The sequence below is a fragment of the Cupriavidus sp. UME77 genome (genome assembly GCF_014170355.1).
In the GTDB taxonomy this organism is placed as follows: domain Bacteria; phylum Pseudomonadota; class Gammaproteobacteria; order Burkholderiales; family Burkholderiaceae; genus Cupriavidus; species Cupriavidus basilensis.
Genome location: NZ_LZZU01000005.1, coordinates 1 through 19,215, shown reverse-complemented (window position 1 = coordinate 19,215; position 19,215 = coordinate 1). Strand labels below are relative to the sequence as shown.

Annotated in this window: 11 protein-coding genes and 1 pseudogene; 1 reads left to right on the top strand and 11 read right to left on the bottom strand. The window is 60.8% G+C overall.

The features are described from left to right. Positions 1–106 precede the first annotated feature (106 nt). The 7 genes from A9975_RS37875 to A9975_RS01235 all read right to left on the bottom strand — a co-directional run bounded on the left by A9975_RS37875 (position 107) and on the right by A9975_RS01235 (position 14,159). On the bottom strand, positions 107–8,866 hold the full coding sequence (locus A9975_RS37875; protein ID WP_183031049.1) for a putative Ig domain-containing protein: 8,760 nt from the start codon (positions 8,864–8,866) through the stop codon (positions 107–109). Beyond that, entirely contained in the window at positions 8,844–9,866 is a 1,023-nt protein-coding gene (locus tag A9975_RS01260; protein ID WP_183031048.1) for a hypothetical protein, read from the bottom strand. Before A9975_RS01260 ends, A9975_RS37875 begins: the two co-directional genes overlap by 23 nt. Before the next feature lie 181 nt (positions 9,867–10,047). After that, positions 10,048–10,431, bottom strand: coding sequence for a hypothetical protein (locus A9975_RS01255; protein WP_183031047.1), 384 nt, complete (start codon positions 10,429–10,431; stop codon positions 10,048–10,050). Positions 10,432–10,637: 206 nt separating this feature from the next. After that, on the bottom strand, positions 10,638–11,114 hold the full coding sequence (locus A9975_RS01250; protein WP_183031046.1) for a hypothetical protein: 477 nt from the start codon (positions 11,112–11,114) through the stop codon (positions 10,638–10,640). 165 nt (positions 11,115–11,279) lie between these two features. Then, positions 11,280–12,302: a hypothetical protein gene (locus tag A9975_RS01245; RefSeq protein ID WP_183031045.1), complete on the bottom strand. Its 1,023-nt coding sequence runs from the start codon at positions 12,300–12,302 to the stop codon at positions 11,280–11,282. A 181-nt stretch (positions 12,303–12,483) separates the two neighbouring features. Continuing rightward, positions 12,484–12,807, bottom strand: a complete 324-nt coding sequence (locus tag A9975_RS01240; RefSeq protein ID WP_183031044.1) for a hypothetical protein — start codon at positions 12,805–12,807, stop codon at positions 12,484–12,486. Between the two features lie 329 nt (positions 12,808–13,136). Further along, entirely contained in the window at positions 13,137–14,159 is a 1,023-nt protein-coding gene (locus tag A9975_RS01235; protein ID WP_183031043.1) for a hypothetical protein, read from the bottom strand. 331 nt (positions 14,160–14,490) lie between these two features. Here A9975_RS01235 and A9975_RS01230 point away from each other — a divergent pair. Further along, a pseudogene (locus A9975_RS01230) lies at positions 14,491–14,985 on the top strand (transposase); the annotation flags it as partial. A gap of 274 nt (positions 14,986–15,259) precedes the next feature. Here the strand turns inward: A9975_RS01230 and A9975_RS01225 are convergent. The 4 genes from A9975_RS01225 to tssF all read right to left on the bottom strand — a co-directional run. Then, positions 15,260–16,357: a hypothetical protein gene (locus A9975_RS01225; protein WP_183031042.1), complete on the bottom strand. Its 1,098-nt coding sequence runs from the start codon at positions 16,355–16,357 to the stop codon at positions 15,260–15,262. Positions 16,358–16,391: 34 nt separating this feature from the next. Then, a complete protein-coding gene (gene tssJ / locus A9975_RS01220; protein WP_183031041.1) occupies positions 16,392–17,000 on the bottom strand; it encodes a type VI secretion system lipoprotein TssJ in 609 nt (202 codons plus the stop codon). Between the two features lie 59 nt (positions 17,001–17,059). Next, entirely contained in the window at positions 17,060–18,037 is a 978-nt protein-coding gene (gene tssG / locus A9975_RS01215) for a type VI secretion system baseplate subunit TssG (protein ID WP_255503010.1), read from the bottom strand. A 74-nt stretch (positions 18,038–18,111) separates the two neighbouring features. Continuing rightward, positions 18,112–19,215: type VI secretion system baseplate subunit TssF (tssF, locus tag A9975_RS01210; RefSeq protein ID WP_183031039.1), on the bottom strand; the 1,104-nt coding region annotated here is incomplete at its 5' end.

The window sequence follows — 19,215 nt, the reverse complement described above, 5'->3', positions numbered from 1 at the left end:
CGGATGCGCCCTGCTGCCCCAAGACAGGGGCGGCGCGAGCAGCGTATGGGAAATGAAGGATGAAAAGGATGAATGACGGGCTGACTGGGCCGGCCCGTCAACGTGGCTACTTCCAGTTCGCGGCCAGCACTGGCGCCAGCGCGCTCTGGTAGCTGGCCGGCAATGTGGTCTGGCCGGCCCCGGGCGGCGCGAAAGCGGCCATCGCGGTGACCAGTTGGTCCACTTGGCTATCCAGCAAGACCTTGCCATCGGCTGTCTTGAACTGCTCGATATGCTGGGCATTCTCCCAACTGCTGCCCTTGTGCCAAAAGTCCCAGTCGCGGATGGTCACTTTGTCGCCCGTGCCGATGACACTGACTTCAAGATCCCACAGGTTGGCCTTCCTGAACCAGAGCTGATCCGCCGCGATGCCCCCGCCGAATTGAAGCACATCGGTGTTGCCCGCAGTGGTATCGAAATCGTCGATCGTGTCCTGTCCAGCACCGCGGTCGAGCCGATAAGTATCATTGCCTTTCCCACCATACAGTGCATCGTTGCCCGCGCCGCCGTCCAGCACGTCGTCGCCACGCCCCCCATACAGCCGGTCTGCACCGCCCCCGCCGTTCAGCACGTCATCGCCGTCCTCTCCGTTCAGGACGTCATCGCCGTCCCCGCCGCTCAGGACATCATCACCGCCCGTGCCCGACAGGGTAACGTTGCCGCGCAGACCATTGATCGTCTGGCCGGCAGAGAGATCGTCGGCCGGGTCATCGATTCCCTCGACGTCGCCTGGCCCGAGCGTCCGCGTAATCACAATGATGTCAAAGACATTCGAGGCGCTCGCCCCGGCGAGATCGGTGGCCGATATGCGCAGGGATACCTTTCCCGCCCGCGATGGCGTACCTTGAAAGGTTCTCGTCCTGGCATCGAAGGTAAGCCAGGCCGGCAGCGCCGTTCCGTCTGCCAAGGTGGCTCGGTAGGTGAGCTGGTCCCCTGCATCGACATCGGTAAAGGCATTCGCCGGGACGGAAAATCTCAGTTCTTTTCCCTGGGTCACCCGTGGGGCCACGATGTAGTTCGGCGGCGTCGGCGCATCGTTGGTGTTCGCGACATTGACATCAAAGACGTCGGAGACACTAGCACCGGCCAAATCGGTCGCGATCACCTTGATTGAGATCGAGCCCACATCGTCGTTGGTCGGCACGCCGCTAAAAGTGCGCGTGGCCGCATCGAAACTCAGCCAGCCTGGCAGCGCCTTGCCATCGGCCCTGGTCGCCGTCAGTTTCAGTACGTCCCCAACGTCTGCATCTGTGAATGCACTGGCCGGCACGACGAAGCGGAACAACGCATCTTCCGTCGCACTCTGGTCCGCGATCGGTGCCGAGACGATCGGCAAGTGGTTGGGCCGCACGCCCATCGTCGCTGTGCTCAGGACAGTACCATCCGCGAACTCGATGCGTTCGACAGCATGCCCCGCCGTCGCATTCCAGCCCGATACGACCTGCTGGCCATTGGCAAGCTTGAGGACCATACCCAGGTCATTGTGCTCGATCGTCACATCGGCAACGGCGATGCCAGCCCCGAATGCGATGGTGTCGGTGCCACCGCCTGCCGCGAGGTCTTCGATAATGGTGTCCTGGCCATCGCCCAGCCTGAACACATAGCGGTCGTCGCCTGCGCCCCCCTTCAGCGTATCGTCGCCAGCAGCGCCGACCAGGGTATCGTTGCCCGCGCCGGCGTCCAGAACGTTCTTCCCCGCATTCCCGATCAGGACGTTGTCCGCGCCATTACCCGTGGCATTGACCGCAGCCGAGCCCGTCAGCGTGATGTTCTCGACATTGGCAAGTGCTGCGATGGACCAGCCATTCGCCGAAATGACCGTGTCATTGCCTTCACCCGCGTTCTCGATGATGGTGTCGCCGGCCTGGTCGACCACATAGGTATCGTCGCCCACCCCACCGACCAGCGTGTCGGCGCCCTGACCACCATCGAGCCAGTCATTGCCGGCACCACCAGTCAAATGGTTGTTTGCCGAGTTGCCACGCAGTTCATTATCAAGCGCATTCCCGATGCCATTGATGGCCGAACCGACCAGAATCAGATTCTCGACATTGGCCGCAAGCGTCTGATCGACCGTGCTGACCACCGTGTCAATACCTTCTCCGGCGTTCTCCACGACAACATCCCCTGCATTGTCGACGAGATAGGTGTCGTTGCCGGCGCCGCCCGCCATGCGGTCCGCCCCACCGGCGCCATCGAGACGGTTGTCGGCGGCGTTGCCGGTCAACTGGTTGGCCAGGCTGTTGCCGGTCGCGTTGACAGCGGCCGTCCCCGTCAGGACCAAGTTCTCCAGATTGTCGGCCAGTGTGAAGGAAACCGATGACTTGACCGTGTCGACGCCTTCGTTCTCGCGCTCGATCACACGGTCGGCACCATCGTCGACGATGTAGGTGTCGTCGCCGGCATGGCCGACCAGGGTATCGGCACCGCCGGCGCCATCCAGCACGTTGTTCTCCGCATTGCCGACGATTCGGTTAGCCAGCCCGTTGCCAGTCCCGTTGATGGCGCCCGAGCCCGTCAGCTCCAGTGCCTCGACCTCGTCGGCCAGCGTATAGCTGACGCTGGACTTGACCAGATCGTAGCCGCCGCCACCCAGTTCGACAACCGTGTCGCCTGCGTTGTCGACCATGTAGGTGTCGTCTCCAGTGCGGCCTTCCATGCGGTCCGCCCCCGCTCCTCCATCGAGAATATTGCCGCCGCCGTCGCCGATCAGGACATCGTTGGCCGTGGTGCCCTGGATGACCGGTACGACCGCAGGCGCCGCCGCGAAGGCGTCGAACACATTGGGCGCAGCTCCCGCAACCGGCAGGCTCACTTCCGCCGGCTGCGGCATTGGCGTCGCGTCCGCGCTGCCGGCGAAAATAAAATGACCCGCATTGAGCGCGGCCGGATCAACCCCATACAGGTGGACCACGATCGCCTGGCTGCCGTTGCCGGCCAGCACTCGCGTGATGAAGGCGCCGTTGAAGTTGAAGCTCTTCGAGATGGTAAGTTGGTTGAAGCTGGTCACCCAGTTGAATTGGCTCAGGTCGATACGGTCCGCGCCAACCTCGAAATCTGTAATGAGGTTCGACGCGGTGACATCGAAGTCAATCATGCCGAAGCCCATGGCGCCTCCGCCATCGGCCGCCACCAGGAAGCGGTCGGCGCCCGGTCCGCCGATGCGTACGCCGGCGCCGGTCACACCCGTGGCAAAGTTGATGGATCCCTGATCGCCGTCGAGGACCAGCACGTCGTTGCCGGCCCCGCCGTCCAGCGTATCGACGCCGGCTCCGCCGACAAGTCCATCGTTGCCACCGTTGCCAAGTAAGGTGTCATTGCCCCCCAGGCCGAAGAGGGTGTCGGGGCCAGCGGTACCCGCCAGCAGGTCGTCACCTTCGGTAGCCGCCCCCGTGCTCCCCGCGAAACCCACCTGCCAGCGCTGCAGGCCGGCCTGGTCAGCGAAGAACTGGAATTGCCCGGCCTTAAGTTGACTCAACTGAACGTTGCGCAGCCACAGTGTCTGATCCTCACCCAGATCCAGGCGGACATCCGCGCCAACCTGGGTGCGGGCAAGGGAAGCAAAACTCAGGCCGCCGAAGCCGACAAGGGCAATCGTCTCCGCCACGCTCGCGCTGGCTCCAGCGCCAAAGTCGAGAATCGTGTCCTGCGCACCGGCTTCCCGGCCGATCACGAACAGATCGCTGCCCGCACCGCCCGACAGGGTATCGTTGCCGAGCCCGCCGTCGAGCGTGTCCTGGCCGTCCCGCCCGTCGAGGGTGTCGTCCCCGCGACCACCCATCAGAATGTTACTGGCGGCGTTGCCAATCAGCGTGTCGTTGAATTCGCCACCCAGCACGTTCTCGATCTGGCCAGAATTCTGGATATGCAACGCGGCTCCAGCCACTGTCGCGGTGCCAGCGGTCAGGTCGATCCGGCTGGCACTGGCAACGGCGGCCACATTGATCGTGTCACGTCCGCCATCCGTGTCGTTCAGCGCATTGCGACCCGCAACGGTCGCGAGTTGGGCGTACTCGTTGGTATAGACATAGTGGTCATTGGCCGTGCCGCCTGAGCCGAAGACGTTGAAGCTCCAGTTGTTAAGCGTGCCGGTCGCACCGGTGGCCGTGTCAGTCACCTTGATCGTCCAGGTGCCGTTTGGATCTTCGCCACGATGCCGAGCCGTGGAAAAGACATAGTCCAACGTGTTGGAGCCGTTGAACGTGGCGTCCCCCGCGCTGGTTGCATCCCCAATCTTCTTGCCGGGGCGGTCCATCAGGATCGACTCGGTACCGGAGGGCGAAACCAGTTTGAGGATGAGGTCGCCCGGCCGTGCGTGGGTGAGGCTCACGCGGATCTCGACATATTCGGCGCGCAAATCCGCGCCGCTCACGGCCAGCGCATGGCTGACGCCGCTGGCGCCGCCATCGGGAATAGCCAGCGCAAGCGCCCCCGACGCCGGCGCCGTGCTCAGTAGCCGTTCGTTCGAGTAGGTCTGCTGGTTGATCCAGGTTTCCGCCAGGCGTACGGCCGCGCGCGCGTCCACCTCGCCATAACCGTAGTCATGGCTGACGTGCATGCCGCCGCCATTCCAGCCCTTGCTGCCATTGGTCTGCCAGGTGGCGTCCGGGTCACTCACCTTCCTTGCGGCGAGGGCGAGGATTTCCTGCACGTCACGGTAGCCAAGGTTCGCGTTCGCCTCCAGCATCAATGCCACGATGCCGGAGACGATCGGCGTGGCAAAGCTGGTACCCTGCACCGTTGCGCTGTCGGCGCCGAATGTCGAGCCGTTCTCGTTCTGTTGCAGGCGGTTGGTCGAAGCGATATTCGAACCCGGCGCGCTGACCAGCAGGTTGGCGCCCGGATTGGAGAACGGCGTGCCGCCGACCTGCAGGGCGCCAAGGTCGGTGTTGGCGTTGATGGCGCCCACGGCTGTCACTGTTCGCGTGTTGGTCAGGTTCGTGTAGTTGGCATTGCCACCGTTGACGCGGTCATTGCCGCCTCCGGCGACAATGACCGTGCCCAAGCCGTTGCGGCCGTTCGCCACGGCGGTGCGGTATGCCTGCGGCATGAGCCCGAGGTTTGTCGGTGTGAACCGCGCATCGAAGTTCGCGGTGGCACCCCAACTATGGTTGACCACATCGTACTCCTTCATGCGGTCCAGGCTGGAGAGGTCCTTGCTGTCGAGCCAGTGCCCGCCCAGGGTGGCGCCATAGGCCACGCCCACGCCGCCTTCGCCGTTCCTTGCAGCCACCATCACGCCGGCAACCAGGGTGGCATGCTCGCTGTACTTTCCATCGCTGCCTTCACCAGCCATGCGGCCGGGTGCAGTCTCCGCCAGCCATTGGGCATCCAGGTTGGCTTTGAGGTCGGGATGATGCGTATCGAGAATCTCCTTGGTGGTCCCGAAAGGGCTCGTCGTCTCGAACTCTCCGATCCGTACACCCTTGCCGCTGTAATCCCTCCACACGGGCAGGATGTTGGCGTCGGATAGGTACCACTGGTCCGCCAGCGCCGGATCGCTCGGCATGTCCGGGGTACGCAAGGTCACGGCGGCACGCATGACGGCACGCTTGCCGGTGCTATCCTGGACCACCATGGCAGCCGTGTTGCCCTTGCTGTCCACGACCGTGTATTTGAAGCCCATCATGCCAGTGAAGCCGGCATCGGGCGTAAACAGCACGTCGCCGGACTGCGTGATGCGGGCTGTGCCTCCCAGCACGTCGAACAGTTCGCTGATGCGCAACGTATCGCCTTGCCAATCGATGTCGTTGGCCAGCAGTTGCTCCTGCGCCAGCAGGTGAGCGGCCGTGCGGCCCAGCAGCGCGCCGCTCTTGTCACGCGTCAGCACGTCCTTCACCGGCAGCGGGTTGTCCAGCCCGGGATCGTTTTCCCCGGGGATGTCGACCAGCGACACATCCTTGAAATTGGCCTTCTCGATATTGCGGAGAAAATCGGTACCGTCGCGTCCAGCGACCGTATCGCTGACCCACACGCCCTGATCCGTACGGGTAAAGCGATACTCGCTGTAGCTGCCGGAGAGTTCGACGACATCGGTGCCGTCGCCTCCATCGAGGATATCGTCGCCCGCCCCTCCCTTGAGGATGTCGTTGCCAGCGCCGCCCGAGAGCGTATCGTCGTCCAGCCCGCCGTCAAGGTAGTCGTCGCCGAGTCCACCCGCAAGGATGTCGCGGCCGCGATGCCCGCGCAGCACATCGTTGCCGGCACCGCCGTCAATCTGGTCATCGCCGGCGTCGCCGTTGATGGCATCGTTGGCGCCACCACCGATCAAAATGTCGTCGCCGTCGCCACCGCTCATGAATACGCTGCTGCGGCCACCACCAATGAACACATCGTTGCCCCGCCCGCCCTGGGCAATTTCAATGCCGCTCTGGGCCAGGTTCAAGGTGACACCTCTGTCGCCGACTACTTGCGCGATATCGGTACCGGCGCCCCCCTGGACATTCGTGTCTTCGGCATCGATCAGCAACACGTCATCCCCGGCGCCGCCGTCGAGCGAATCCTTGCCGGCGCCCCCCGCCAGCCAATTGTTGTTGGCGTCCCCCTTGATAAGATCGTCGCCCTTGCCGCCGACCGCGCTGCGCACGCCTTTCTCCGCCACATCGATGGTCTCGCCTGCTGCGTTACCTGCTACGTAAGATGAGGTCGCGGCAGCTCCCGCACCGCCCTCGGTCGATACAACTGTGCCCGCGCCACTGGCGGCGAAGGTATGGCCGTTCGGATTCGCCAGGAAATTGGCGGCAAGCGCCTCCCTGGTCTGGCCGTTCTGCACGAACGTCCCCTGTGCCAGCACTTCGTTGCCATCGCGCACGGCACCGCTCTGTGCGGTGTTGGCAAGGTTGATCTGCGTGATGCCCAATTCGCTCAACGTCTTCAGCTCGGACGCTTCGCTGGCATCGACCACGCCATTGCCATTGGCATCGTTCCAGCTCTTGCCATCATGGTTGCTGTCGACCCAGACCTTGACCGCGCCCCACGAGGCATCGCGGCTGTCGAAGACGTTGTCGTCGTTGCTGTCCAGGCTCTTGAGGGCCGCGAAACCATCGCGGAATGTCTTCGCGCCAGCGGCGCCGTCGGAGCCAGCCGCACCGCCGTAGTACTCGGACAGCGTCTCGCTGATATTGTCGATCCTGCCGTTGTTGTTGCGATCGACGACGACGATACCGTCTTCCTTGCTGACCCAGCCGGTCCGTTCCAGGCTGCCGCCGTCGTTATCCGTGTCGAACAGCACCGGGTCGTTGACGTAGCTGGTCAGCCTGACGCCGTCGCCATTCAGGTCCAGAACCAGCGGGTCGGTAGGCAGGGTGACACGCGCCTGCGAGTTGGCTGTGTTGAGGAAGATACCCTGAACAGGCGTGCCCGACAGACCGAAGCTGGCGTTTTGCCCGGCCACGCTACCCCAACCATAAGCGCCATTGGCAGCGGCGACTCGATCGATGACGGGGCCAACGAGGTTGCCATTGCCCGGCCGCCAGCCGTCCGACAGGATTTGCGTGAAGGCGGCGTTGGCGGTGTTGTCCTTGATGCCGTTGACGAAGCTGTCGTCGTTCAGCTTCTTGGGATCGGTGGTGATTTGCCAGCCGCCGCCACTGCTCACCAGCCCATCGGCAACAGCCGCTGCGTTGGCCTGCGGGTCGGCGGCGCCTTCTCGTTCGGCAGCACTCAAGGTGCTGGTGGTGAGATCAAAGATGTTTGTCGTGGCCCCTGTCGGCGACCAGGGTTCGTATGCGACCGATTGGGCAGTCGATTGACTCCCGTCCCAGGTAGTCTTGACGACACGGCCATCATCGTAGCGGATCGTGGTCAACGCCGTGCCGTCATCAAAGCGCTGGTCTTCGACGATGTGTTTGATCGATCCTTGCCCGTCTCGCATGGTTGTCGTGTAGATCCCGCCGGACTCCACGGTTGTGCTGCGCGCGAGGAGGTTGCCGGCACGGTCATACTCGGCTTGCGAGCTTTGTCCAAAGATGCCGTAGGTACGAACAACACGATGGTCAAGATAGCTAAGGGTGACCTGTTCACCACCTTCTGGCAGGCGAACCAGGTCCCAGTCGACCACCCCGCCTGGATCGCTGTAGGCATACGCAAGCTGCTTGCGAATCGAGTCCGCTTCACCAGCCGTCAGGCCAAATCTGATGTCCAGCCCTTTGGAATAGTCTTCCCAGTAACCCACAGTGCTTCGGGAGAGCAGGCCTGTTCCGTTCTCTACGACGTAGTCCTGCAGCGCAGCACCTGTCTTGCCCAGCTTGCGGCCTTGTTCCTCGACCTGGAGAATGAGAGACTCCGGCCCGGTCATCGTTCTTCTCTGCAGGCTAGTGAGCTGGGCATCGGCCCCGCCGTTCTCGCTGCGCATGGCTTGAATTCCTCTATACCACCCCAGGAGCTCCACTTGCATACGCTCCGTCACAACAGCAGTGAATCGGTCTGCCCCCTTGAGCTCCGATCGGTACGTTAGATCGTCAACCAATCGCTGCGCATCTTCCAGGCGGGCCACACGGAAGTAGTGGTCCATTTCATGCGCAAGCGTTCCCAGGGCCGATATGGGAAACGATATGCGAGTAAACCAGGCTGGGTGCAAGGCGATTATGTACTTGTTGTCTCCGTTCTTTTTCGGAACGAAGAACGCTCCTGCGCCGGTCGTCGTCAGTTCTTCATCTGTGGCAAGCCGAATTACCAGGTCATTGTTGGACGCGGCATGCACGAAGTACGCATTCAAATCTGTGTTTTTATTGATGCGATCGATCATGCCCTGCAGACCTGACTGGCTAACGCCATTCTTGCCCATCAGGCCTTCAAAAATTGGATTACCGCTGGAAAACTGTTGCATCCTTCACCTCACTTTCAGGATAGAAATTTCTGTACGTCACACGGGTCCAGCAGCCGCCTGTGAAACCAAGCTGCAGTTCATTCATGGGGTTCGCACCTTTGGCATAGACTGAATGTCCACCCGGACCATGCCGATCCCAATCCTCCCTCGGTAGGGGGTGTATCAGCGGGATAATTACCGGATCCACGTACAGGTCGAGATACCCTTCCACGGCGCGGCTGTCGATGCAGTCCCGCTGGGCCCTGATTTTGATCTCGACCTCAACGCTTCGCCCAGGTTGCTTGTCACGTTGAGTCCGGCCGTTGTAGGAGTACGAGCCAGTCCAAGCGGGATTGACAAGGATCCCTTGTGGCAGCAGGTCTTCCCAAAAGCGCAAGTCCTTGGTCCCGTCGGGCATATCCGTGTAGCGAACCACCCGTTTTCCACCCGCCACATGCAAGGCGTCATAGATCGCGTGACGGCCCACATATTGATCCGGCCTGTCCATGATCTGCAGAATCCCCGCAAGCAGTTCTCGGACTTCCGGCCTCAGGCGTCTGGCGCTTTCCTCCTTGGAGTAGCCGAGTTTCGCACCAGGGATAATCTCGGGTGGAATGCCGGGGACGTCCAACATCCAGCTTCGCCGATTGCGATCCTCTTGCCCTGTGCTTGGGTTCCTGCTGCCAGTGCCTGGCATGGCATCCGCCGCCTTATTGGCAACGTTGGCGTCTGCAGAATCCATACAGTCTTTGTTCATCAGCAGGGTGAGCGCAGGAATCACCCCCGCATTCACCAGTTCGAGCCCCTTCCGGCAGAGCGCCCTGTTCTTCTCTCGCTCGCTCGCAGCATCATTGGTGGCCTGCGTGTTCTCCGTGCCCGCGTCGGCGCCGCTCTTGGCTTGATACGTGGCCGAGCATCCGCCGGCGAAGAGCACTGCCAATAAAGGCACGACCACAATGCCGCCAGCGCGCAAGCCTTCGAAGCGGCTCGCGCACCTGAGCCACATGGCGTTCATGTTCATAACCATTCCTGTTGGGTTGCCGCGAAAATGCAAACCGGATTGCACGGAATTGAATTGCTTACGCGATACGCCCGCCATGCAGCGTACGCACGGCCAGAGAATCCGACGAAATCGAATCTCGCAGGCTACGGCGTCACGGCAGCGGCTGATCACAACCTGGATGAGAGGCTACTAGAAAACCTCAACCTTTGTATTCAAGAAAATTCTGCTTTTTACGGCGTCGGGTTCTGAAAAATGTCTCAATGGAACCGCGCTTCCGCCCAGACCTTGACCACGCCCCGGGATGCATCCTTCCTATCGAAGTCCCTGTGTGTTTCTGTCCGGCAGCGCCATTGGTGGCGACCGGATTGCCGTAGTACTCGGACAGCGTCTCGCTGATGTTGTCGATCCTGCCGTTGTTGTTGCGATCGACGACGACGATGCCGTCTTCCTTGCTGACCCAGCCGGTCCGTTCCAGCCTGCCGTCGCCGCCGTCCAGGTCCAGCACCAGTGTGTCGGTCGGCAAGGTGACGCGCGACAAAGGCCCCAGAGGTTTCGGAGCCCTTATGTTGGTCTTCGCCGGCAAGAGCGAATCGGGTAATCAAGCTCTGCGGCAATATGTTTGTACCAAGGGACCCAAGTGGGTATTTAATATCGCCAGCAGCAATTATATTTCTAGAGAAATCTGTACAAAATTTTAATCCATACCCAAGTACACATAACGCTCTTCTGCCACCACCCCAGAAATTTTAGTCGGATCAACTTTCAGCGTAGCACTATAATATTTGGACATTATTTACCACTCACCTTAGAAACATCAGACATGGAAACGGGATCTATCACGTAGGCGACTTTTCCGCCGACCTTGTCAATCAGTATTATTTTGTTCGGCCTCGACACAAGCAACTGATCGAGAAGATATGCAGAAAAACAAACGGCATCCTCCTCCAAAACGCGAACATCATAGAATTCTTTGTATTTCCAATCGAATAACGATGGCGTTTCATATTTAATATATGCGCTTCCGCCGCCAGCCACCAACTCCCTAGCCACGGGCAAACTGGCTCCGGCCTCTTCCTTGACACAACCGTGAAGCACCCTGTTTTTATTTGCATATATCCATGTTGTCTCAACTTTTCCAGTTCTATATGAAGTATACAACCCCAAAAACAAGAATAAAATAACCAAAACAACGATCAACCAAGAGCAGAACCACCGAATAAACTCATGATTATCGACAAACCATTGCCACTGTTTTTTTGAAAGCATATTTTTATTATTTAAATGAGAACCGAGTTTCCACCCGGAGCCGATTCCGATCTCACACCTATTTCCGGTGCAGCTCACAAATCGAGAAGTCGCACCCGCAATCCCTTCCCACGAGCCTGGAACTAGTGGCCAGACCAATTCTTAGCGCAACACGATACAATCGGATCACCGCTGGAAAATTGTTGCATCTGCCACCTCACTTTCGGGATAGAAATTACCAAATGTCATATGCGACCAACATCCGTCTATGAAACCAAGACGCAATCCATTTAAAGGGTTTCTTCCTGTGACATAGGCTGAATGTCCACCCGGGCCATGTCGATCCCATGCCTCCCTCGGTAGGGGGTGTATCCGCGCGATAATTCGCGGATCCACGTACAGGTCGAGATACCCTTCCACGGCGCGGCTGTCGATGCAGTCCCGCTCGGGAGTGATATCGATCTCGACCTCAACGCTCCGCCCAGGTTGCTTGTCACGTTGAGTCCGACCGTTGTAGGAGTACAAGCCAGTCCATGCGGGATTGGCAAAGACCCCTTGTGGCAGCAGGTCTTCCCGAAAGCGAAAGTCCTTGGTCCCGTCGGGCATATCCGTGTAGCGAACCACCCGTTTGCCACCCGTTACATGCAAGGCGTCATAGATCGCTTGACGGCCCATATATTGATCCGGCCTGTCCATGATCTTCAGGATCCCCGCGAGCAGTTCTCGGACTTCCGGCCTCAGGCGCCTGGCGCTTTCCTCCTTGGAGTAGCCGAGTTTCGCACCAGGGATAATCTCGGGTGGAATGCCGGGGACGTCCAACATCCAGCTTCGCCGATTGCGATCCTCTTGCCCTGTGCCTGGACTCCTGCTGCCAGCGCCGGGCTTAGCATCCGCCGCCTTACTGGCAACGTTGGAGGCTGCAGGATCCATACAGTCCTTGTTCATCAGCAGGGTGAGCGCAGGAATCACCCCCGCATTCACCAGTTCGAGCCCCTTCCGGCAGAGCGCCCTGTTCTTCTCTCGCTCGCTCGACGCATCATCGGCGGCCTGCGTGTTTTCCGTGCCCGCATCGGTGCCACCCTGGACTTGCTTCGTGGCCGTGCATCCGCCTGCGAAGAGCACTGCCAATAAAGGCACGGCCACAATGCTGCCAGCGCACCAGCCTTCGAAGCGGCTCGTGCACCTGCGCCACATAGCGTTCATTTTCATAACCATTCCTGTTGGGTTGCCGCGAAAATGCAAACCGGATTGCACGGAATTGAATTGCTTACGCGATACGCCCGCCATGCAGCGTACGCACGGCCAGAGAATCCGGCGAAATCGAATCTCGCAGGCTACGGCGTCGCGGCAGCGGCTGATCACAACCTGGATGAGAGGCTACTAGAAAACCTCAACCTTTGTATTCAAGAAAATTCTGCTTTTTACGGCGTCGGGTTCTGAAAAATGTCTCAATGGAACCGCGCTTCCGCCCAGACCTTGACCACGCCCCGGGATGCATCCTTCCTATCGAAGTCCCTGTGTGTTTCTGTCCGGCAGCGCCATTGGTGGCGACCGGATTGCCGTAGTACTCGGACAGCGTCTCGCTGATGTTGTCGATCCTGCCGTTGTTGTTGCGATCGACGACGACGATGCCGTCTTCCTTGCTGACCCAACCGGTCCGTTCCAGCCTGCCGTCGCCGCCGTCCAGGTCCAGCACCAGTGTGTCGGTCGGCAAGGTGACGCGCGACAAAGGCCCCAGAGGTTTCGGAGCCCTTATTAATATTTAGAAACTATTCACCACTTACCCTATAAACATCAGACATAGAGACAAGATCTATCACGTAGGCGACTTTTCCGCCGACCTTGTCAATCATTATTATTTTGTTTTGTCTCGACACAAGCAGCCTATCAAGAAGATATGCAAAAAAACAAACAGCATCCTCCTCTAAAACACTAACATCATAGAATTCTTTGTATTTCCAATCGAATAACACCCACAATCACTTCCCACGAGCCTTGAATTAGTGGCCATATCAACTCTTAGCGCAACACAATACAATCGAATCAACGATGGAAAATTGTTGCATCTGCCACCTCACTTTCTGGATAGAAATTACCAAATGTCATATGCGACCAACATCCGTCTATGAAGCCAAGACGCAATCCATTTAAGGGGTTTCTTCCTGTGACATAGGCTGAATTTCCGCCCGGGCCATGTCGATCCCATTCCTCCCTCGGTAGGGGGTGTATCAGCTCGATAATTACCGGATCCACGTACAGATCGAGATACCCTTCCACGGCTCGGCTGTCGATGCAATCCCGCTCGGGCCTGATTTTGATCTCGACCTCAATGCTCCACCCAGGTTCCTTGTAACGCTGAGTCCGGCCTCTGTAGAAGTACGAGCCTGTCCATGCGGGATTGGCAAAGATCCCTTGTGGCAGCAGGTCTTCGCGAAAGTGCAAGTCCTTGGTCCCGTCGGGCATTTTCGCGTAGCGAACCACCCGTTTCCCACCCGCCACATGCAAGGCGTCATAGATCGCTTGACGGCCCATATATTGATCCGGCCTGTCCATGATCTTCAGAATCCCCGCAAGCAGTTCTCGGACTTCCGGCCTCAGGCGTCTGGCGCTTTCCTCCTTGGAATAGCCGAGTTTCGCACCAGGGATAATCTCGGGTGGAATGCCGGGGACGTCCAACATCCAGCTTCGTCGATTGCGACCCTCTTGCCCTGTGCTTGGGTTCCTGCTGCCAGCGCCTGGCTTGGCATCCGCCGCCTTACTGGCAACGTTGGAGGCTGCAGAATCCATGCAATCCTTGTTCATCAGCAGGGTGAGCGCAGGAATCACCCCGGCATTCACCAGTTCGAGCCCCTTCCGGCAGAGCGCCCTGTTCTTCTCTCGCTCGCTCGACGCATCATCGGCGGCCTGCGTGTTTTCCGTGCCCGCATCGGTGCCACCCTGGACTTGCTTCGTGGCCGTGCATCCGCCTGCGAAGAGCACTGCCAATAAAGGCACGACCACAATGCCGCCAGCCCGCCAGCCTTCGAATCGGCTCGCGCACCTGAGCCACATGGTGTTCATGTTCATAACCATTCCTGTTGGGTTGCCGTGCAGCCGCCATATCGAGGACGAAAGGCTGGCGATGCAGGCCGGTTGGCTCGGAATTGAATTGCTTGCGCGATACGCCTCCCATGCAGCGTACGCACGGCCGGAGAATCCGGCGAAGTCGAATTTCGCAGGCTACGGCGTCACGGCAGCGGCTGATCGCAGTCTGCGATGAGAGGCTACTAGAAAACCCCGATCTTTGTATTCAGGAAAATTCTGATTTTTCAGCAGGGGATTCTGCAAAGTGCTTCTGCTTGCGAAAGATGGGTCATCGATGGAAGTTTTTTCTGCATCTTTGAACATATCCTCAGGCATGGCGATACGCACGTTCGCGGGAATTGGCCTGACTGTCGAGGCGGTACCGGATGCGACAACCTTGCTGAACTTACGCAAACAGCTGGTCGCGCACGATCTGACGCGAAAGCTGTTCGACGTTTCGCTGACACATGCCTTGCTGCACGGCCATGAAGACGATGCATTCAGCGACGCGGGCTGCGCCGGCGTTCACAAGCGCGACGATATGCAAGGCAAAAGCGTAAAGTGGCACGTGGCCACCAAGCACAGCAAGATCAACGCGATGCGCGATGGCGCATCGAAGGAATTGCGCATGCAGGTCAAACACACCACGCCCCGGATACGCACCCGCGTCGAGCATTCCTTTCATGTCATCAAGAATCTGTCTGGTCATCGTAAGGTTCGCTACAAGGGCTTGGCCAAGGATTCGGCACAGTTGTTCGGTCTGTTCGGCCCAGCCAATCTGGTGCTCGCAAAAACGGCGTTTTTAGCGTCTGCGGAGAGTAATCCGTCTTGGGCGCGCCAAGCGCGCCAGGAAGTGGGTCAATGCCGGTTATTCCGCCAGAAATCATCCTCAAACTGCATTCGCTTCCCCCATCGTGGAAAACAGATGCAAGGTGGGCGGCAAGGTCCGGCGCAAGTGCCCTTATCAGTTATTTCTTAGGGCTCCGATATCCCGATATCCCGATATCCCGATATCCCGATATCCCGATATCCCGATATCCAGGGCGATCCTATCTCACGGCCCCCTTTGCGCGTCAGCGCTCACGCAGGCCGCGACCCCATCGCTAGCCCCCAGTCCCGCCACCCGCCTTGTCCGCCGTGCCGGCACTTCGCAGCGTGGGTACAAGATCGTCCGGCGTCTCTACGTTGACTGCAATGGGTGGCATCCAGCGCAAGGTGCGCTTCGCGCTATCACGCGGGCCACTCAGGTAGGTGTGCCAGTGTGCCCGCCGGATGTGGGGGCGCGGGCCCGCGTGAGTCCAAGTATCATCACCAGCGCCAGCGGCATCATGGCCCACACGGCGCAGCGCGGCACCCAGGCGCGTGGCGACGTCCCAGCATACCGGTCGCTGCGCGGCGAACATGCGCACGCCCTTCTTGGTGCGCTTCGGCACCGGCCTCGTAGGCCGGGATGCACCATCCCCGATTTCGGCGGCTTCGCTGCACAGGTACAGGAGCAGCGAGAGAATGCGCGGCAGCAGCGTCGGCATATTTCGCTCAAAATCCGGTTCGACCGCCATGCCGCCCTCACGCATGCTTTGAAACATGCCGCGAATAGCCGCGCCCAATGTGCGACGGGTCAGATCGATCGGCCAAGTGAGCAGGCCGTCAGTGTAATTGAGCTGCAACATCAGCACCTCGCCGCCATCGCCGTTGTCCCACAGGTTGGCAAAGACGCCATAAACGGGAAGATGGTCCCAGTGCATGCCGGGCGTCTCAAGATAAACACACCATTCAGGCAAGTGCCGCAACAACGCCGCGGGCAATTCCCCTGTCACAGGCGTCGCGCACAAGGCTTCGTAGACCGTCGAGTCGATGCGGTAAATCCCCTGCGTCACGCGCCAGGCCGCTATTGTCGCCACAAGTTGCAAATGCGTGACCAGCCCCTTCGGCGTCGGGTCGCCTGGGCGCAGACCGAGCCTGCGCATCATCATGTTCCGAAGCAGCGTGTATGGAATGTAGTAGTGGTCAGGCCATCCCCGCGCCGCTGGATCACGCAAGGCGCGCAACTTGTCCGTTGTCGCCAACAGGCCAGGATAGCAGGTGCCGACGTGCGTGAGCCAGTAACCGGGATGCATCTTCGCTGCGTCGCCCGGTGCCGACGGCAATGCGGCAGGCACCTGCGGCTGCGGTGCGTGCGCTGCGTTGATTGAATTCGTCATCGTCTTTCGCCTCATCAGTGAAGCGGCACCGGCTTCATCCCGCGTGCCTTGACATCTGCAATCGAGCAGCCGCTTGCACCGTGGCCGGTCTGCCGAAGCCGCCGCCATGCTTGACGTCGCGACCGTAGACGGCAACGCCCACCAGCTCCAGCGTGCTGCCGCGCACCTCGATCCTCACCGGATCGGTCTTCTTCCACTGTTTCTTCGGCACCACCAGCTTCCAGACCGTCTCCTTGCCGGGGCTGCGGAAGAGCGCGATGACCCCGACATACTCCGCCTCGGCATGCATCGGCTCGCTCAGGCTCACGCTCGCGTCGGGGCGCAGGATGACGTCCTTGGTCGCCAGCAGATCGGGCTTGAGTAATTCGAGATCATTGGCCTGCAGTCGCGCATAGCTCAATTGCTCAAAGGCCTGCGGCGATTTCAGCTGGTAGATCCGCACCACCGTCGACAACGATTGCCCGGCGCCGTTTGTATTTAACGACGACCGGCTGGTCAGATCGAGGCTCATGGTCTTGACCTGCGTCGTGAAGGCCCATTTCGCTGCCTCCACCGTGCTGTCCTTTACGGCCTGGCCCACGCCGCAACCGGCTATATGGGTGGCAACCAGCAGTAGGGCGCCGTTTCGAAGCTGTCGCCTCATTGTGTTGATCCTCTTTGTGTAGCTGTAGCGTATTGCTGCGTTTCATTGACAGTGCGGGTTCAGCGTTGCGTTGGCTGCGCCGAGCTGTGCCCGCGCCAGTTGCCGAGCTGCACACGGGTGACGGCGTCGCTGGCGCCCGTGGCTTCGGCTTCGTCGGGCTGCCTGAGCTGCGTGGTGTAGCCCAGGCTCACCTGGTCCGAATTCAAGGCCGGCGCCGGCATCAGCGCCGGCCTCACATGCATCTCCAGATGCGCGTGCGCTTCATAGCCCAGGTAGAAGCGCAACAGCGCGGTCACCTCCCGGTGCATGGCACGGCCCGGCATCAGCCCCAGCACCGAGTCGCGCGCCTGCGGCGCGATCACCACGCGTACGGTGTTTGCGCGGTCATAAAAGCCGCGCCCGAGCACACAGCTCTCCCCCAGCGGCATCCGCTCGGTGGCGTCGAGGCGCACCCACACGGGGTAGAACTCCTCCACCGTGATGCGCGCGTCCGGCACGGCATGCTGCAGCACGCCGGCAAGGCCCTCGGCGGTGCGTGTGCGCTGGCTGGCCAGCCCCAGCATCGACAACAGCTTGCGTGTGGGGACGGTCTCTTCGGCACCCGGCCTGCCGAGGCCCAGCCCGAGCAAGCTCAGCAGGTAACACGACACTTCGTCTTGTCCGCCGCGCCGGAAGCCCACCGGATAGCGGTACTTGCGCGCGACGCGATAGAACTGCGTGACGATCCGGTGGTGAAACAGGTCCAGCAAGGCCGCCAGCGGCTCTGCCCCGTCGCGACGCTGGGCAATCTCGTCCACGAAGTAGGACGGCATGCGCGCATCCACGCCGTAAAGGCCCAGGAAGGTGGTCCGCACCACCGGTGGCCGCTCGGGGTGGTCGCTGTCGCACTCCACCGCGTCGATCTCCCGCCCCGGAAAGCCTAGCCGTCCGTGCGAGCGAAACCGCACGGGCTCGTTGGCCGGGGAATCGGTGGTGCCCAACGGCGGTTGCTGCGGCGCGGCCAGTTCGATCAGCTCGCAGAGCCGGAAGAAGTTCATCTGCGGCGCACGGGCGAGCAGCGCCGGCAGCAAGGCGCGCTCCTGCGCCTGCGTTGCTGTCAGTTTCGGCAGGCTCAAAACGGTGCCCCCTCGGCCTTGCTGTCGGGCCATGCGAGCCGCTTGCCGCTTGGCAGCGACACGATCACCAGCCGGGTGTACAGGTTCAGCGTGGCATAGAGCGAGAGGAACCGGTTGAGCATCTCGCCGAAGAGCTCGACGTCGCCCGCGCCGGCAAAGCGGGTGCTGTCCAGCACCACTTCGATCTCCACGCCGCGCAGCAGGCCGCCTTTAACGAGCTTTTGCAGGGGCCGGTGCCGCACGTCCGTGATGGCGTCGATGCGCCGGCGGTTCATCTCGCCTTCCGTCCAGTCGTAGAGGGCAAGACTGCCGCGCAGGACTTCGGCATCGAGCAGCGACAGGTAGTTTGGCGCCAGGTGCGACAGCACGCGCCAGTGGAAGCGGTCGGCGGTGGGCGGGTACACCGGCAGGGTCGGCGCCGTCAGGTTGCGCACCGCGCCGATATTGGCGAACCCGCCCCGCATACGCGTGATGCCGGCCTCGCGCAGGCCTTTGCGGGGCAGCATGCCGTTGGTGCCCGTGACCGACAGCGATAGCGTCTCCTGGGGCAGGGTCTGTTGCTGCTCCCAGGCAAGTCCGCCGAGCACCACCCAGGTGTCGAACCTGCCCGAGGGACCGCGGCGCACCCGGGTGTGGAAGTAGCGCTCGGGCATCTCATGGCGCAGCATGCCACCCCGGTGGCGAAAGGCGGCGAACGGCGCGTACTCGAAGCGCGCGCCGCTCGCTGCCTCGAAGCCGCGCACGGTATCGACCGAGTACGCTTCGACATGCTGCCCGTGTTGCTCCATGGCCCGCACCCGGTACTCGGTCTCCGTGTGCGTGACCGTGATCGGGTCGGCTTCCAGTTCGAACAGGTTGATGATGGGCGTGCAGAAGAGCCGCACGTTCTCCGCCGAGAAGCGCATGTCGTCGGGGAACGGCCTGGCCAGCACCACCTCCACGTCGAAGTGCCCGGCGCCCGGGGGAATGGCGGCCATGTCCAGCCCCACCAGGTCGACGAACATGAACTTCTCGGGAAAGGTGAAGTACTCCAGCAGCAGCTGGTAGCCACCAAAGGCATTGTCCGGCTTGGGCCACAGGCGCGCCTGCGCGTCGAAGCC

Bases quoted from the DNA above. Each gene is read 5' to 3' on its own strand.
- A9975_RS37875 (WP_183031049.1), bottom strand. From the start codon at position 8,866: ATGCAACAGTTTTCCAGCGGTAATCCAATTTTTGAAGGCCTGATGGGC.
- A9975_RS01260 (WP_183031048.1), bottom strand. From the start codon at position 9,866: ATGAACATGAACGCCATGTGGCTCAGGTGCGCGAGCCGCTTCGAAGGC.
- A9975_RS01250 (WP_183031046.1), bottom strand. From the start codon at position 11,114: ATGCTTTCAAAAAAACAGTGGCAATGGTTTGTCGATAATCATGAGTTT.
- A9975_RS01245 (WP_183031045.1), bottom strand. From the start codon at position 12,302: ATGAAAATGAACGCTATGTGGCGCAGGTGCACGAGCCGCTTCGAAGGC.
- A9975_RS01235 (WP_183031043.1), bottom strand. From the start codon at position 14,159: ATGAACATGAACACCATGTGGCTCAGGTGCGCGAGCCGATTCGAAGGC.
- A9975_RS01225 (WP_183031042.1), bottom strand. From the start codon at position 16,357: ATGACGAATTCAATCAACGCAGCGCACGCACCGCAGCCGCAGGTGCCT.
- tssJ (WP_183031041.1), bottom strand. From the start codon at position 17,000: ATGAGGCGACAGCTTCGAAACGGCGCCCTACTGCTGGTTGCCACCCAT.
- tssG (WP_255503010.1), bottom strand. From the start codon at position 18,037: ATGAACTTCTTCCGGCTCTGCGAGCTGATCGAACTGGCCGCGCCGCAG.